Annotated in this window: 14 protein-coding genes; 7 read left to right on the top strand and 7 right to left on the bottom strand. The window is 58.2% G+C overall.

All coding sequences use genetic code 11. From position 1 onward, the window contains the following. Positions 1 to 193 precede the first annotated feature (193 nt). Positions 194 to 688 (bottom strand): helix-turn-helix domain-containing protein, encoded by a 495-nt coding sequence (locus CBW22_RS13070; protein WP_058759336.1) that lies wholly within the window; start codon positions 686 to 688, stop codon positions 194 to 196. A gap of 373 nt (positions 689 to 1,061) precedes the next feature. Between CBW22_RS13070 and CBW22_RS13065 the strand changes: the two genes are divergently transcribed. Beyond that, positions 1,062 to 2,030 (top strand): alpha/beta fold hydrolase, encoded by a 969-nt coding sequence (locus tag CBW22_RS13065; protein WP_441339113.1) that lies wholly within the window; start codon positions 1,062 to 1,064, stop codon positions 2,028 to 2,030. A 7-nt stretch (positions 2,031 to 2,037) separates the two neighbouring features. Here the strand turns inward: CBW22_RS13065 and CBW22_RS13060 are convergent, their stop codons facing one another. The 3 genes from CBW22_RS13060 to proP all read right to left on the bottom strand — a co-directional run bounded on the left by CBW22_RS13060 (position 2,038) and on the right by proP (position 5,796). Then, positions 2,038 to 3,012 carry a GGDEF domain-containing protein gene (locus CBW22_RS13060; RefSeq protein WP_088516893.1) on the bottom strand — a complete coding sequence of 325 codons (975 nt, stop codon included), beginning with the start codon at positions 3,010 to 3,012 and terminating at the stop codon, positions 2,038 to 2,040. 116 nt (positions 3,013 to 3,128) lie between these two features. Further along, positions 3,129 to 4,106 (bottom strand): porphobilinogen synthase, encoded by a 978-nt coding sequence (gene hemB / locus CBW22_RS13055; RefSeq protein ID WP_031279816.1) that lies wholly within the window; start codon positions 4,104 to 4,106, stop codon positions 3,129 to 3,131. 184 nt (positions 4,107 to 4,290) lie between these two features. Then, a complete protein-coding gene (proP, locus tag CBW22_RS13050; RefSeq protein WP_088516892.1) occupies positions 4,291 to 5,796 on the bottom strand; it encodes a glycine betaine/L-proline transporter ProP in 1,506 nt (501 codons plus the stop codon). 358 nt (positions 5,797 to 6,154) lie between these two features. On the opposite strand from proP, the gene CBW22_RS13045 reads away from it, so the two are divergent. Beyond that, positions 6,155 to 6,946, top strand: coding sequence for a hypothetical protein (locus tag CBW22_RS13045; RefSeq protein ID WP_088516891.1), 792 nt, complete (start codon positions 6,155 to 6,157; stop codon positions 6,944 to 6,946). Then, positions 6,939 to 7,409, top strand: coding sequence for a hypothetical protein (locus CBW22_RS13040; RefSeq protein WP_021508122.1), 471 nt, complete (start codon positions 6,939 to 6,941; stop codon positions 7,407 to 7,409). The genes CBW22_RS13045 and CBW22_RS13040 overlap by 8 nt, the downstream gene beginning before the upstream one ends. A gap of 27 nt (positions 7,410 to 7,436) precedes the next feature. Here the strand turns inward: CBW22_RS13040 and CBW22_RS13035 are convergent, their stop codons facing one another. From CBW22_RS13035 to CBW22_RS13025, 3 genes are all read right to left on the bottom strand, one after another. Next, a complete protein-coding gene (locus CBW22_RS13035) occupies positions 7,437 to 8,396 on the bottom strand; it encodes a D-2-hydroxyacid dehydrogenase family protein (protein WP_088516890.1) in 960 nt (319 codons plus the stop codon). Then, positions 8,371 to 9,975 (bottom strand): EAL domain-containing protein, encoded by a 1,605-nt coding sequence (locus CBW22_RS13030; RefSeq protein WP_058770992.1) that lies wholly within the window; start codon positions 9,973 to 9,975, stop codon positions 8,371 to 8,373. The genes CBW22_RS13035 and CBW22_RS13030 overlap by 26 nt, the downstream gene beginning before the upstream one ends. Positions 9,976 to 10,314: 339 nt before the next feature. Then, a complete protein-coding gene (locus tag CBW22_RS13025) occupies positions 10,315 to 11,391 on the bottom strand; it encodes an AI-2E family transporter (RefSeq protein WP_088516889.1) in 1,077 nt (358 codons plus the stop codon). Positions 11,392 to 11,588: 197 nt separating this feature from the next. Between CBW22_RS13025 and CBW22_RS13020 the strand changes: the two genes are divergently transcribed. The 4 genes from CBW22_RS13020 to CBW22_RS13005 form a co-directional block, all read left to right on the top strand. After that, positions 11,589 to 12,812, top strand: a complete 1,224-nt coding sequence (locus CBW22_RS13020; protein ID WP_088516888.1) for an MFS transporter — start codon at positions 11,589 to 11,591, stop codon at positions 12,810 to 12,812. Positions 12,813 to 13,426: 614 nt separating this feature from the next. Then, complete coding sequence (locus CBW22_RS13015; protein ID WP_021507389.1) at positions 13,427 to 14,932, top strand: CoA-acylating methylmalonate-semialdehyde dehydrogenase; 1,506 nt, start codon at positions 13,427 to 13,429, stop codon at positions 14,930 to 14,932. Between the two features lie 23 nt (positions 14,933 to 14,955). Continuing rightward, complete coding sequence (iolB, locus tag CBW22_RS13010) at positions 14,956 to 15,771, top strand: 5-deoxy-glucuronate isomerase (protein ID WP_088516887.1); 816 nt, start codon at positions 14,956 to 14,958, stop codon at positions 15,769 to 15,771. A gap of 153 nt (positions 15,772 to 15,924) precedes the next feature. After that, positions 15,925 to 16,516 (top strand): IS4 family transposase (locus CBW22_RS13005; protein ID WP_141097318.1); only part of this gene is annotated, 592 nt, incomplete at its 3' end.

Genomic DNA, 16,516 nt, shown 5'->3' with positions numbered 1-16,516 from the left:
CATCAGCGCGATAAATCGCGCCGCTACAATCTGTGCGGTCGACAGGCACCGAAATGATATTTCGCACGTACCGTAGCGGCGCAATTTATTGCGCGATGCCTGAATGGGCACGGTACAACTGCACATCAGCACAATAAATCGCGCCGCTTCAACCTGTGCGGTTATAAATATTTTCCCGACATATCAGACGTGATTAACGTACCGCGCAGCTAATACGCGCTGGAAACTTCCCATTATTTTCGCTTACCGGATTAACAACCTGTTTTTCCTGCTCGCTGCGATTAAACCCGACTTTGCGACACAGCGCGCAGGGATCGTCACTGCTGCGCAACAGGGCTTCGGCAGCATCGCTCAGCTGGCGTTTGCGGCAGAATAGCGGCGTGCAGCCCATCACCTGTTTAAACGAGCGGGTAAAGGATTGCTGACTTTCGAAATGGTATTTAACCGCCAGACTGATAATCGGTGTGCGGCTGAATTTCAGCTCATTCACGCAACATATCAGTTTCTTTTTGCGAATATAACGCGCCAGCGTTTCGTTATGGTAACGGGCAAACAGTTTCTGTAAATACCATTTGGAATAGCCAGATTTCAGTGCAATATCATCAATGCTCAAACGTTGATCCAGGTTGGCCATAATCCATTCGGTCACCGAATCAATCACCCCTTGGTTGTATTTTTGCTGCATCATTATGGTCCTCCAATAACTCGACACAGTGTAATTAAATTAAACTTTTTAAGCACTGGCGTAACGTAAAGTTTTATCAGGAAATGGCTTTTTTATTAATTGTCATCAAGACTGGTCTTGTTTATCGTGAAATTAATCGACGACATGTTGTGATGATGTTGAATAGTTGCCGTAATTACGGCCGTTATTATTAACGCAAATGGGTTATCGCTTTGCGCGGCTTAACAGTCAAAGGTGTGACGGGCGGCGGCACGGCGCATCAATATCCACCGGCGGTTTTCGTGCCAGACTGGGGGTTTTTCCCCTGTACAGAAGAGGTCACATGACGTTTCGTTTTCGATTAAAACCGTTACTGAGCGTAGCGCTGGCGTCAGCGATGCTGTGCGGCACGCTCAGCGCGCAGGCCGCTGAGGCCGTGTATGGCGAGCAGCTGGAGGGGTTTCACTATCCGCATCCGTTGCAGCATTTTACCTTCTCCTCCCAGCAGCAGTCGCTCAGCATGGGCTATATGGACGTGAAGCCCGCACAGCAGGCCAATGGTCAGACAGTGGTGCTGATGCACGGTAAAAACTTCTGCGCTGCCACCTGGGAAGACACCATCAACGCGCTGAGCCAGCAGGGCTATCGCGTGATCGCGCCGGATCAGATTGGTTTCTGCACCTCCACCAAACCTGCCCGCTATCAGTACAGCTTCCAGCAGCTGGCGCAAAACACCCATCAGCTGTTAGCGCAGCTCGGCGTTGAGAAAGCGGTGATTGTTGGCCACTCGACCGGCGGTATGCTGGCGACGCGTTACGCACTGATGTATCCGCAGCAGACGCAGAAGCTGGTGCTGGTCAATCCGATTGGCCTTGAGGACTGGAAGGCGAAGGGCGCGCCGTGGCGCTCAGTGGATCAGTGGTATCAGCGCGAGCTGAAGCTCGACGCGGCGGGCATTAAGAAATATGAGCAGCACACCTATTACAGCGGCCAGTGGAAGCCGGAATATGACAAGTGGGTGCAGATGCTGGCCGGGCTGAATAAAGGACCGGGGCATGAGAAAGTGGCGTGGAACTCGGCGCTGATCTACGACATGATTTTCACCCAGCCGGTCTATTACGAGTTTAAAGACCTGAAGGTGCCGACCACGCTGATGATCGGCACGGCCGATACCACGGCGATTGGCAGCGATATCGCTTCACCGGCGGTGAAAGCGCAGCTCGGCCATTACAACGTGCTGGGCAAACAGGTGGCACAGCTGATTCCCGGCGCGCGACTGATTGAGTTCCCCGGCATGGGGCACGCGCCGCAGATGGAAGCGCCAGCGAAGTTTAATCAGACGCTGATTGACGACCTGGCGCATTAAGGAGCGGCTATCTGCGCGGCTGCCTTTTCTGGTACTTGGCGGCGTACATACGTGCGTCGCTGCTTTCCAGCAGCTGCTCCAGCGATTGCGGCTGCTGCGGATCAAATTCCACAATGCCCGACGAAAACTGCAGCGTGTAGCGCCGCTCCAGATCCTGCATCTGTTTATGCAGATAGTGGGCGAAGCGCGCCAGCGTCGCTTCCGCTTCGTCCTGACGAATGCCGTTCAGCAGCACCACAAACTCATCGCCGCCGAGCCTGGCAAAGATATCGGCATGGCGAAAACTCACCTTCATGGCATCGGCAAAGTCCATCAGCGCGCGGTCGCCCTCGCGGTGACCATGCCGGTCGTTGATGGCCTTGAAGCCGTCGAGATCGAGAAACGTCAGGCTGGCGGGCAGCTGTCTCAGCTGGCACTCATTCAGCGCCATCTGACCCAGCGTCATAAAGCCGCGCCGGTTGGTGATTTGCGTCAGCTCATCGGACGTCGCGGTCTGAAACGCTACCAGCTCGGCTTCGGCCATGGCCGCCAGATCGCGCAGCGCGTGCAGATCCTCCGCGTTGAACTGGCGCGCATGATTATCGATGATGCACAGCGTACCGACTTTGGCACCGGACGGCGTGCGCAGCGGATAGCCCGCGTAGAAACGCACCGGATTGTCTGCATCGGTAACCAGCGGATTATCGCTGAAGCGCGTGTCGGCCAGCGCGTCCTCGACCACCATCACCTCATCCTGCAGGATGGTATGACCGCAAAAAGAGATGTTACGCGCGGTGGTTGGCCGATCAAAACCGTCGCTGGATTTAAACCATTGATAGTCATTCTCCAGCAGACTGACCATCGCGACCGGAACGTCAAACAGACGTCGGGCAAGGCGGGTTAAACGGTCAAAACGCTCTTCTGTGGGTGTGTGCAGAATGTTGAGCGCACGTAACTGGGCCAGACGCTGTGATTCGTCCGCAGGCAGTGCAGGTGCTTTCATCGCGTAACTCTTGTTAATGATAGATGTGTTACAGCAAACCGGATGTCGTGCCCGCGCAAGGGCAGAGAGCACTAAACAACCGCGGCAATGCGCGATTGTTTAGCGTAACGAGAGGATCAGAGCACTTTTTGCTCGGCAAGATCAAGGGCGAAATAGCTGAAAATGAGATCTGCACCGGCACGCTTAATGGCACCTAAGCTCTCCAGCACCACATTACGTTCATCGATGGCGCCCGCCTGGGCGGCAAATTTGATCATCGCGTACTCACCGCTCACCTGGTAAGCCGCCAGCGGCAGCGTGGTGCGCTCGCGGATATCACGCAGGATATCGAGGTAAGCGCCTGCCGGTTTGACCATCAGCGAATCTGCACCTTCCGCTTCATCAATCAGCGACTCGCGAATCGCTTCACGGCGGTTCATCGGGTTCATCTGATAGGTTTTGCGGTCGCCTTTCAGCGCGGTGCCCGCTGCTTCACGGAACGGGCCGTAGAACGACGAGGCGAATTTGGTGGAGTAGGACATGATAGCGGTATCGGTAAAACCGGCCGCGTCCAGCGCCTGGCGAATCGCTTTCACCTGGCCATCCATTGCTGCTGACGGCGCGATGAAGTCGGCACCGGCCTGCGCAGCAACCACCGCCTGTTTGCCGAGGTTAATCAGCGTCTGGTCGTTGTCGACGCCGTGATCGCACAGTACGCCGCAGTGGCCGTGGCTGGTGTATTCACAGAAACAGGTATCGGACATGACAATCATTTCCGGCACCGTGTCTTTGCAGATGCGCGACATGCGCGCCACGAGGCCGTTTTCGTTCCACGCATCGCTGCCGGTGGCATCGGTGTGGTGCGAGATACCGAAGGTCATGACCGAACGGATACCGGCTTTGGCGATGCGTTCGATTTCGTACGCCAGACGTTTTTCCGGAATGCGCATCACGCCCGGCATGGCGTTGATTGGCACGTAATCATCTACGCCTTCTTCAACGAAGATCGGCAGGGCCAGATCGTTCAGGCTGAGGTGGGATTCCTGGAACAGTTCGCGCATCGACGCGCTTTTGCGCAGTCTTCTTGGGCGCTGAATGAGATTGAAATCAGACATGCTCGGTTAACTTATGCTGGTGAAAAAAGTGGCGACAGTTTACCCCTTTTCGCCGGGTAGCATGAAGGATTGTGTGCGGTGCGGGCCGGGCGTTGTTGCCGGTCGGCATGAATGCCGCCCCTACAGCGCACCCGGCCACCGCAAAAACAAAACTCCCGCCAGGTGGCGGGAGTGGAAGGGCAGATTACTCGTTGATGTCCGGGTGCTGCTGCACCAGGTTTTTCCGCTTCGCCTCAAGGCGGGCGATCTCTTCATCAATATCTTCAATCTTCTGCTCGATATTGTCGTGATGCTCCTGCAGGATCTCACGCGCTTCATCGAGGTCCGATGCCGCCGGTGTCGCGCCGCGCAGCGGTTTGTTGGCGGTCTCTTTCATGTACAGACCAGTCACCAGACCGACCACCGCCACCACCATCAGGTAGTAAGCCGGCATATACAGATTGTTGCTGGCTTCCACCGCCCAGGCGGTCACGGTTGGCGTCAGACCGGCAATCAGAATCGAGATGTTGAAGGCGCTGGCCAGCGCACTGTAACGAATGTGCGTCGGGAACATCGCCGGCAGCGACGAGGCCATCACGCCGGTGAAGGCGTTGAGGATCACCGCCAGCAGCAGCAGACCGGCAAAAATCAGCCCCAGTACGTTACTGTTGATCAGCATGAAGGCCGGAATCGCACAGAAGAACAGGGCGATACTGCCGACGATCACGAACGGACGACGGCCGAAGCGGTCGCTCAGCATGCCCATCACCGGCTGCACAAACAGCATCCCCATCATGATGGCGATGATGATCAGCACGCCGTGATCTTCCGAGTAGTGCAGGTTATGCGACAGATAGCTCGGCATGTAGGTCAGCAGCATGTAATAGGTCACGTTGGTGGCAAGCACCAGACCGATACAGGCCAGCAGGCTTTTCCAGTGTTTGCTGGCAATCTCTTTAAACGACACTTTCGGGCCGTCGCGCAGACCTTCGCGGTCACCTTGCTCCAGCTTCTCAACATGCTGCTGGAACGCTGGCGTCTCTTCCAGTGCGTGACGCAGATACAGGCCGATAATGCCCAGCGGCAGCGCGAGGAAGAACGGAATACGCCAGCCCCAGTCGAGGAATTTCTGCTCGCCAATCACCGTTGAGATCAGCACCACTACGCCCGCGCCCAGCACGAAGCCGGCAATCGAACCGAAGTCCAGCCAGCTTCCCATGAAGCCGCGCTTACGGTCCGGCGAATATTCGGCGACGAAGATTGACGCACCGGTATATTCCCCGCCTACCGAGAAGCCCTGCGCCATTTTCGCCAGCAGCAGCAGTATCGGTGCCCAGATGCCAATCGAGGCGTAAGAAGGAATCAGGCCGATACAGAAGGTACTGATCGACATGATGACAATGGTAATCGACAGGATTTTCTGGCGACCGTATTTATCGCCCAGCATGCCGAAGAACAGGCCGCCCAGCGGACGGATCAGGAACGGTACCGAGAAGGTCCCGAGTGCGGCAATCATCTGCACGCCAGGCGAGGCGTCCGGGAAGAACACTTTACCCAGCGCGTAGGCCACAAAGCCATAAACACCGAAATCGAACCATTCCATCGCGTTACCGAGTGACGCGGCGGTAATGGCCTTACGTAAACGAGCGTCATCGATAATCGTGACGTCATCCAGCCCAATAGGTTTTACACGCTTCCTACGTAATTTCATGAGGTTACCCTGTATTGGAATTCAAAAAGTCCTCAACGCTGCGGACTCGGTGGAGCGTTCAGTCCGCGGCGTTGAGAAAATTAAAGCATAGCCGTGAAAGTGGTTTTTTCCCTGGCCTGCCAAAGCAATTATTACTCAGGTAATTATTGCATCCCGCGACAGAGTATACCGTTTAAATGTGATATTTGTCATGTTTCCGCCAATAACTGGCTATTTTTTGGCTAAAACTATGGCCGTTTTGGTCCGCAATCGCGGCAAAAAAATTGTCTGAATCGCGACGCAGGCCGCAGCGTAGATGCGCGGGCGAGCGAAAATATCTATACTTGCGCCAGTTTCTCTGCCGGAGATCGGGCGCCGCATGGCACGCTTTGTTTTATTTGCAAAAAGTCTCTGTTTTGACGTTGACCAGCAGGTCCTCTTTCCGGTGCAGTCGCCCGCGTACCGCGTGGCACTGACGCCGCTGCAAACCGCCATTCTGCGGCGCGTGATTGATGCGGATGGCAAACTGGTGCGCAACCAGACCCTGCATGCGCTGTTCCAGCGCGTCCCCAGCGACACACCGTTCGCCGAACGCCTGACGGCCACCATTGCCGCCATCAATCAGCAGGCGCAGCTGGCACACGCGCCGGGGCCGCTGGTGCATCAGGTGCCGCTGATTGGCTGCGTGCTGGCCGATCAGGTCGATGTGGCGCCGCTGAGCGATGAGCCGGTGGCTGCGCCAGCGGCAGCGGTGGTCAGTCCGCAACCTGCGCCCGCGCCGGCCAGCGTAAAGAAGAAGCGGCCTGTGCTGCGCTGGGTAATCGTTGCGCTGCTGCTGGTGAATGTCGCGCTGGCGCTGCTGGCACGCCAGATGTTCGCGCCGGTGCAGCACGATGCGCTGGATTTCCGGCCGCTGCTGCGCATCCAGAACAGCCAGGTGTTTATCCCCAGCCATCTGAAAGCCGATTCGTGGGTGGTGCAGGACGCGCTGCAGCGCTATCGGCAGTGGCAGCCGCGTCTGCCGGATGGCTCAGCGCCGCCGATGGTGTACATCAACCCGGTGCGCACCCGACTCTTTTCCAGCACCTTCCTGTGCGCCAAACCGATCGCGCAGAAGGACAATGAATGTATTTCATGGATGGTATCAGCGCAGGAGATTCCTGATGCGTAAAGCGATAATCACCACGGCGGTGGTGCTGGCCTTTGTGCTGCCGTGGGCGCTGGCGCTGCTGCTGCGGCCGGCAGAACCGGTACCGGAGTGGTGTGAAGTGCCGTATCGTATTGATCATGAAGGCGCGCCGGCTGGCGCGATTGATGCCACCATTCGCACGCGCTTTAAGGCGGACGGCAGCGGCAGCTCAACGCTGACCGGCACCGTCACGGTACGCGATCGCCACTATCGCCTGCATCGCGTATCCGATACCACCTGGCGCCGTCAGGGCGATTTCATGCTCAGCACCACGCGCAACGTACGTATTCTGGCAGACGATACCGTACCGCCCGCGCTGGCGGCGCAGATCGTGTTTTCGCCAGCGCGCGAGGGCAATAACGATTATTACCAGATGTACCAGCTGCCCAATGGCGACCAGATGATTAATTATGCCGGGCTGCCGCGTCTGTACTGCCACAGCTAACCCCGGTGCTGTCGACGCGCCGGGGGCTTAAAGCAGCGAGCGCAGCGGCGCGCCGTGCAGCCAGCCAGCAATATCTTCCACCGCCTCGCTGAAGTAGGTGCGGTAATTGGTGTCGGCGACATAGCCCAGATGCGGCGTCGCCAGCACGTTCGGCAGCTGACGCAGCGGATGATCGGCAGGGAGCGGCTCCTGTTCAAAGACATCCAGCCCGGCGCCCGCCAGCTGGCCAGACTGCAGCGCGCTGATCATCGCCTGCTGATCGACAATCCCGGCGCGCGAGGTGTTAATCAGCAGCGCGCCCGGCTTCATGTGCGCCAGCGCCGCGCCGTCCAGCAGATGACGGGTGCGCTCACTCAGCACCAGATGAATCGATACCACATCGCTCGCCCTGAGCAGCGCCTGCAGCGAAGCCATCTTCTCTGCGTCGCACGCCGCTGCGCGTGCTTCGCTCAGGTTCTGGCTCCAGGCGCACACGCGCATGCCAAAGGCGCGCGCCACGTTAGCCATCTCACCGCCAATCTTGCCCAGCCCAAGCAGGCCGAGGGTTTTGCCGTGCAGCGCCATGCCCAGCGTATGCTGCCACGCACCGTTGCTGCGCAGCGCCTGGCTCTCCGCCGGGATATGGCGTGCCAGACCGAGCAGCAGCCCCCAGCTCAGTTCCAGCGGCGCCGCGCTGCTACTGGCGGTGCCGCACACCGCAATCAGCCGTTCGGCACAGGCGTGCAGATCGATTGAGGCATTGCGCATGCCGGAGGTGACAATCAGCTTCAGATTGGGCAGGCGGCCTATCAGCCGGGCGCTGAGCGGCGTGCGTTCGCGCATCACCACCAGAATGTCGGCGTGCGCGATGTGAGCGACCAGTTCATCTTCGTCGGCGTAGTGGCGGTGCAGCGCGGTAGTTTGTACCTGCGGTTGCAGCGATGCCCAGTCGGCCAGCGACAGGGCAACATTTTGATAATCATCAAGAATGATGCAGTTCAGGCTCATGGTGGTCCTCAACGGGAAGCGGTTGGCGCCCCTGCTGATTAAGCCAGGCGCGAAGCTGGTTATTGTCCATCGGACGGGCGTAATAATAGCCCTGAATAAACACCACGCCACGCTGCTGCAGATACTGAAATTGCAACGCGGTTTCTACCCCTTCACCCAGTACCTCGAGCTGCAGCTTGTGGCACAGATTGATGATGGCATCCAGCACCGGGGTTTCGATCTCCAGTCCTTCAATGGCGTTGATAAAGCCGCGGTCAATCTTCAGGTAATCGAGCGGGAAGGTCATCAGATAGGAGAGCGCGCAGTGGCCGGTGCCGAAGTCGTCAATCGCCACCTTCATGCCGTGCGACTGCAGATAGCGCAGCTTGCGCGACACCGCGTCGCCGTCCTCAATCAGGCTGCGCTCGGTAAGCTCCAGCGTGATCAGCATCTGTTTGTCACGGATGTTGCGGGCAAAACGCATCATGTCCTGCACAAAATCGGGGTGTTGCAGATGCTCAGCCGCGAGGTTAAAGCCAATATGGAAGCCTGGTTCAACCTGCCAGCTCTGGATATCTTCCGCCATCATCGCCAGCAAATGCTGGGTCAGCGGGACAATCATGCCTTCCGCTTCGGCATGGCTGATGAAGATATCCGGGCGGATCATTTCGCCGTTGGGCCGCTGCCAGCGCATCAGCGCTTCCGCACCGGTGCAGCGCTGAATCCCGGTGCTGTACACCGGCTGATAGTGCACCGTGAACTCACGGTTGCGTATCGCCCGGCGAATTTCATCCGCCCATGAGAGGCGGCGGCGCAGCCAGTTGGCGGTCAGCACCATTAGCAATATCGAAAAGATGGCGGCCATCGGCAGGAAAATAAGCAGCGCCTGACGCCAGGCTTTGATCAGCTCGGCGGCGGGTACCGTCACGCTGACGCTGATCGGATAGCGGCTGGACTCCGCCTGATAGTTGGCGCTGCTGAGGTACAGCAGTTCTGGCTGGTCGTCCGGACCGCTGGCGATGGGGCTGCCGCCGTTGAAGCGCAGGCTCATCTGATAACGGTTCGACTCGCCGATGGCGCGCATGAAGTCCATCAGATACTGGCCATCAATCACCGCCCAGAAACCGCTGCTGTCCGGCAGGTGACGCACGAAAATCACCGCCGGGCGATCCGGTACGCCGGAGGTGCCGCGAATCGACAGGCTCCACCAGGCTTTGCCGGTCACCGGCGGCGACTGCATCATCATCCCGGCCAGCGTGTCGTGCTGCAGCCCGTAAGCCGACGAGCAGGTGATTTCGCTGCCCTGCAGGGTACCAATCGAGCGGAAGTAGGCATTAAGGGTGCCGGCGCGCTGCAAATCTTCATCAATATCGGCGCAGCGACGATTCTGGTACTGACGCAGGCGGGTCACCATGTCCCAGGCGCTGTCGCTCATCTTTTCTGCCTGCGTCAGCAGGGCATTGGCGGTGGCAATTTGCTGCTGGCTGACCGTATGGCGCGCCTCAATGGCTGTGCAAAATATGCCCAGCACCAGCGGTAATAACCCGGCACAGACAATCAACAGCCAGCCAAAATCGCGTTGTCGTTTTTGCAGAGGCACCAGACTTTCCTCGGTCGGTTTAAGCAGCATTCAGGGAGCGCGTCACGGCGTCAGCAGCATAACACTTTCCCGCGGCCGTGCATGTTAGCGTTTTGATTTTCCACCAATCTGATACAAGTCAATTATGGTTCGCGCTTTGCGTTTATTGACAATGTTTTGCCGTTACTGGCATTTCCCGGCAGGAAAATACCTGTGGCACGATATGAGTAAGAATGTTGCGCCAGACTCATCAGGCATGGCGATGCGCGCTGACGCCATACGGCGGCAGCGTCACTGCGCAGGGAAGCAGCCAGACGATCGGCAAATACGCATCGTCTGGCATCGTGGCGTGGTAAGACGTTACGGGCGCGGCGCGGGCCGGTTAGCTTTGACGCGCAGGCGCGGTTTGGGGCGGCCATTACCCAGCATTATCGCCAGCCGGCTGCCGCCCGGCGTGGTTTCCATCAGGATTTTGGTGACGCTGGTCAGCGGCACCGATAGCAGCATCCCGACCGGGCCGAGCAGCCAGCCCCAGAAAATCAGCGACAGAAATACCACCAATGTTGACAGCCCCAGCCCACGTCCCATCAGGCGCGGTTCCAGCATATTGCCAAACACCATGTGAATGGCGCTGAACAGCGCCGCCACCAGCACGGCGTCATATACATCATTCAGCACCAGCGCCTGAATAAACGGCGGCACACCGGCGATAATCGGGCCGATATTGGGGATAAAATTGAGGATAAAGGCGACAACGCCCCAGAACAGCGCAAATTTGACGTCCAGCAGCATCAGCACCAGCCATACCGACAACCCGGTAATCAGGCTGACCAGCGTTTTCAGTGCCAGATAGTGCGTGACGCCCTTCAGCGCTTTGTGCAATCCGGCGATGCGGATCTGCGGATTCATCATCGCATTGCGCAATTTGTACGGCAGATGGTGCACCTCAAACAGCATGAACACCACGGTCAGAATCAACAGCACCACATTGGTCATGGCACCCGAGAACTGCGCCAGCAGCGTGGTGGCCATGTTCATAATCACATTGGGATCGAGCCGTGCCGCCAGTGCGCTGGTGGAGATATTGATATGAAACTGTGCGGCGAAATGCTGCAGCACCGTCAGCTTCTGTTCCAGCAGGCTGCGGATTTGCGGATAGGTATCGCTGAACTCGCTTACCGAACTGGCCAGCACCCCGACCAGCAGCAGCATCACAATGAAGATCACCGTGATCACCAGCGAGATCGCCACGCCGCGCCGCAGACCCCGGCGCATCAGCAGGGTCACCAGCGGATTAAGCACAATCGCCAGGAAGCTGGCGAGTAAGAAGGGCACCAGAATATCTGACGCGGCACGAATGCCCGCCAGAATAATCACTAACATCGCCAGCTTGACCAGGATGTTCTGGCCAATTTTCTCCTGTGGCTTTTCGTTCATTCCCTCTCCTGAATGGTGGTTCGCTGTGAAAAGTGTAGTTGAACGCCAGTAAGTAATTGTTTGTTTAGGAGTAAGCGAAGCGAACCCGATAAGCACCGCCAGAGATACCGCCGCTAATCGACGGTGCGCACGGCGAGAAAAGGCGTATAGTGAAGCTTCAGCTATAAAAATTCCGTCAAACACGAGCGCAATCACTCATGCCTGACCAGCCCGCCGCGGCCGAATACAGCCGCTTTCGTCTGAATTTACAGATTCTCTCTATCGTGAAGTTCAACTTCGCCACCTATCTCACCATTGGCCTGCCGCTGGCGGTGCTGCCGGGCTTTGTCCATGACGGCCTGGGCTACAGCGCTTTCTGGGCCGGCGTGGTGATCAGCCTGCAATATGTCGCCACGCTGCTAAGCCGTCCGCATGCCGGTCGCTATGCCGACAGCTGGGGACCCAAAAAGGTGGTAGTGCTTGGGCTGTTTGGTAGCCTGGTGAGCGGGCTGTGTATTTTGCTGTCGGCGCTGGTGGAGGAGCAGGAGGTGCTCAGCCTCGCGCTGTTGTGCCTCGGGCGCGTGCTGCTCGGCGTCGGGCAGAGTTTCTGCGGTACCGGCACCTCGCTGTGGGGCGTGGCGAAAGTCGGCTCGCTGCATATTGGTCGGGTGATCTCCTGGAACGGCATTGTCACCTATGGCGCAATGGCGATTGGCGCACCGCTTGGGGTGATGATCTTTCGCAGCGGCGGCCTGCTGCTGCTCTCCAGCGTGATTATCGCCATCAGCGTGCTGGCGATAGTGCTGGCGCTGCCCCGTGCGCCGGTGAAAGGCAGCAAGGCCAAACCGCTGCCGTTCCGTGCGGTGCTCGGTAAGGTGTACGGTTTTGGCCTGCTGCTGGCGATGGGCTCGGCGGGCTTTGGCGTGATCGCCACCTTTATCACCCTGTTTTATCAGGAGCAGGGCTGGGACGGTGCCGCCTTCGCGCTGACGCTGTTCAGCGCTGCGTTCGTCGGCATGCGCCTGCTGTTTCCCAACGCCATTAATAAGCTCGGCGGGCTGCGCGTCGCCAGCCTGTGTTTTGCCGTCGAGGCGATTGGCCTGCTGCTGGTGGCGGGCGCGTTCGATCCGTGGATGGCGAAGTCCGGCGCTTTTCTCACCGGCGCCGGTTTCTCGCTGGTGTTTCCGGCGATTGGCGTGGTCGCAGTCAAAGTGGTGCCGCAGCAGAACCAGGGCAGCGCGCTGGCCACTTACACCGCGTTTATGGATTTGTCGCTCGGCATCACCGGTCCGATCGCGGGCTTTATCATGAGCTTCGCCGGCGTACAGCTGGTCTACCTGCTGACTGCGCTGCTGGTGGGATTTGCGCTGCTTTGTACCCTGCGGATGATCAAGCGTCAGGCTGGGATGCCAGCCGAAGACGCGGCGTCCAGGTCGCCATAAATGGCGCCCCTACAGCATGACAGAGCACGCATTGATGCGCACCGGGTAATCGACGGGGCCAACACCGCAGGGTGCGCATTGATGCGCACCAGGCAATCCGCTGCGGCAATCACGCATCGGATGGGGAAACAGGTGAAAAAAAGGCCTCCGACCGAGGCCAACACTAACAAAAGCGTGTCGCTAAGACACAGATAAGGGTTCGTTTCACATCACATTGTCTGCAGATGCTGCAAAGAAAACATTTATTTCGTTTTAATTGAATTATGAAATAACGGATATTGGATCTGCCTCGCAAAAATTTCATATTTCGTTTCATCCAGCTACGCTCCGGCGCTGACCCTCTCGCTGACTGATCGTCCTGCCAATCTCGCTGCTGCTGATTACGGGCGCAGGCAGCATAGGCATTGTCATCAGGCCCGCACTTTGCGCCAGTCCGCTAACGCTGGCGGAAAAATGCGATCCAGGCCGCTAAAAGTAAATTTTCCAAAAAGAACTATTTGAAAAATTTATTTCACTGTAATAGCTTCATAGCACGCTTTCCGTATTGCCTGATCGGGCGCGACCCAGACTGACCCGCGGCCTGCAGGGACCTTACACATCAAAGAGGCAACGACATGACTATCGTAGGAAACTTTATCGGCGGCAAAATCACGCACAGCGCCAGCAATGAAACCATTCCGGTCTACGATCCGGCGACCGGCAAAGTGATCCGCGAACTGACGCAAAGCACGGCGGCAGAAGTGGCGCAGGCCATTGAGGTCGCCCATGCGGCGTTTCCGGAATGGTCGAAAACGGCGCCGCTGCGTCGTGCCCGCGTCATGTTCAACTTCAAAGCGCTGATGGAAAAACATCGCGATGAACTGGCGGCGCTGATTGTTTCTGAGCACGGTAAAGTCTGGTCCGATGCGCTGGGTGAGCTGACGCGCGGCATCGAAGTGATCGAATTTGCCTGCGGCATTCCGCACCTGATCAAAGGGGAAAACTCACCGAACGTCGGTTCCGGCGTCGACAGCTATTCACTGATGCAGCCGGTGGGTGTGGTTGCGGGCATTACGCCGTTCAACTTCCCGGCGATGGTGCCGCTGTGGATGTTCCCTATCGCGCTGGCGTGCGGTAATACCTTTGTGCTGAAGCCGCCGGCGCTCGATCCTTCTGCCTCGGTACGCATGGCTGAACTGCTGAAAGAAGCGGGGCTGCCGGATGGCGTGTTCAACGTGGTGCACTCCTCAAACGAAGACGCCGAGCAGCTGTATAAAGATCCGCGCATCGCGGCGGTCAGCTTCGTCGGCTCGTCCGGCGTGGCCGAGCACATCTACAAAACCGCCAGCGCGCATGGCAAACGCGTGCAGGCCTTCGGCGCCGCGAAAAACCACGCCATCGTGATGCCGGATGCCGATCTGGATGCCACCGTGAACGCCATCATGGGCGGTGCTTTCGGTTCTGCCGGGGAACGCTGCATGGCGCTGCCGGTGGTGGTGGCGGTTGGCGATGATACGGCCGATAAACTGATTTCGCGCCTGACGCCGCTGATCAAAGCGCTGCGCGTAGGGCCGGGCATGCAGCAGGGTGCCGAAGAGAATGAAATGGGGCCGGTGGTATCCGCTGCGCACCAGAAGAAAGTGCTGGGCTACATCGACAAAGGTGAGCAGGAAGGCGCGACGCTGGTGGTTGACGGACGCGGCGTGAAAGTCGCGGGCCATGAAGAGGGCTACTACGTTGGCGGTACGCTGTTCGATAACGTCACGCCGGAGATGGTGATTTGGCGCGAAGAAATTTTCGGACCGGTGCTGAGCATCATGCGCGCCAGCGACTTTGACAGCGCGCTGCAGCTGGTAAATAGCCACGAATTTGGTAACGGCAGCGCCATCTTCACCAGCAACGGCCACACCGCCCGTGAATTTGTGCACAACGTGGAAGCGGGCATGGTGGGCGTCAATGTGCCGGTGCCGGTGCCGATGGCGTTCCACAGCTTTGGCGGCTGGAAGCGTTCGGTGTTTGGTGCGCTCAACGTGCACGGTCCGGACGGGGTGCGTTTCTACACCCGGATGAAAACGGCAACCGTGCGCTGGCCGAGCGGTCAGCAGACCGTTTCTGAATTCAGCATGCCAACGCTGGGTTAATGTCGCGCAACAGGAGAAACAGGATGTCACTGATTTCAAAAGTGCAGCAGCCGGACAGCCACGGGCGTATCCAGCACGTGACGCCCGAGAGCGCCGGCTGGGAATACGTGGGCTTTGACGCTTATCTGCTGAAAAAGGGCCAGACGCTGCGGTTAAGCAGCGGCGAGAGAGAGTTGTGCCTGGTGCTGGTGGCCGGTCTGGCGTCGGTGAAAACCCGCGATGCAGAATTCCCTGGCATCGGTAAGCGCCTGTCGCCGTTTGAGCGCACGCCGCCTTACTCGGTTTACGTGCCGCATGATGATGAGGTTGAAGTCACTGCCGACAGCGATCTGGAACTGGCGGTATGCAGTGCGCCGGGCAGTGGCAATCTGCCGGCGCGGCTGATTGCACCGCAGGATGTTGGCGTGGAGCACCGTGGCAAAGGGCGCAATCAGCGCCTGGTGCATAACATTCTGCCGGATAATCAACCGGCCGACAGCCTGCTGGTGGTGGAAGTGTATACCGACGAGGGCGCGACCAGTTCGTACCCCAGCCACAAGCACGATGAGAAGGACAGCCCGGACGAAACCTATCTGGAAGAGACCTATTATCACCGTTTCGATCCCGAGCCCGGTTTCGCCATGCAGCGCGTCTACACCGACGACCGTTCGCTCGACGAGTGTATGGCCCCGTATAACCGCGATGTGGTGACGGTGCCGCGCGGGTATCATCCGGTGGCGACGCTGGCTGGTTACGATAATTATTATCTGAACGTGATGGCCGGGCCGGTACGGCTGTGGAAATTTACCTGGGAGAAGGATCATGCCTGGGTGAACAGCGAGCAGTATCCGCGCCGTTAATCGGGTCTCCGCGCAGTCGCCGGAAATGCGCATAGATAAAAAAAGGCAGCCAGATGGCTTAATGCCGATCAGTTAAGACAAAAATGATCGGTTGAACGATCCGGTCGCTGTGTGAAAATCCGTAATCTCTCATGGATGATTACGGATTTTTTTATGCTCCTCAGCCAGGCCCTTGACGCTGTTCTTAAGTTCTCACCGAAAGAGTTCTCTGCTCTTTCTGACCTGCTTTCCCCTGAACTTATTGACGAATGCCTGGCGGATACCGGCGTTGTCACGGTGCGAAAGCGCCGTCTGCCCATGGAAATGATGGTATGGGCCGTGACCGGCATGGCGCTTTTCCGCTCTCTTTCCATGAGTCAGCTCGTTTCCCACCTTGATATTGTCCTCCCGGGTAAACGTCCCTTCGTCGCACCCAGCGCGGTTGTGCAGGCACGTCAGCGGCTCGGGGCTGAAGCCGTCCGCCTGGTTTTTGAAAAGACCCGCCAGCTCTGGTTCGAAAAAACACCGATGTCGCACTGGAACGGCCTCACGCTGATGGCGGTGGACGGGACGCTGTGGCGAACGCCGGACACGCCGGAAAACGACGCCGCATTCGGCCGCACGGCCAATGAACACGCCCGTTCTGACTGGCCACAGCTGCGCATGGTCTGTCAGATGGAGGTCACCAGCCACCTGCTGTCGGGCGTTGCCTTCGGCAGCGTCTCTGAAACCAGCGAAGTTGAGCTCGCCGCCCGGCTGGCGGCGC

It is taken from the genome of Pantoea sp. VS1, from assembly GCF_002207995.1.
Lineage (GTDB): Bacteria > Pseudomonadota > Gammaproteobacteria > Enterobacterales > Enterobacteriaceae > Pantoea > Pantoea dispersa.
This window is presented reverse-complemented; position numbering and strand designations above follow the sequence as displayed.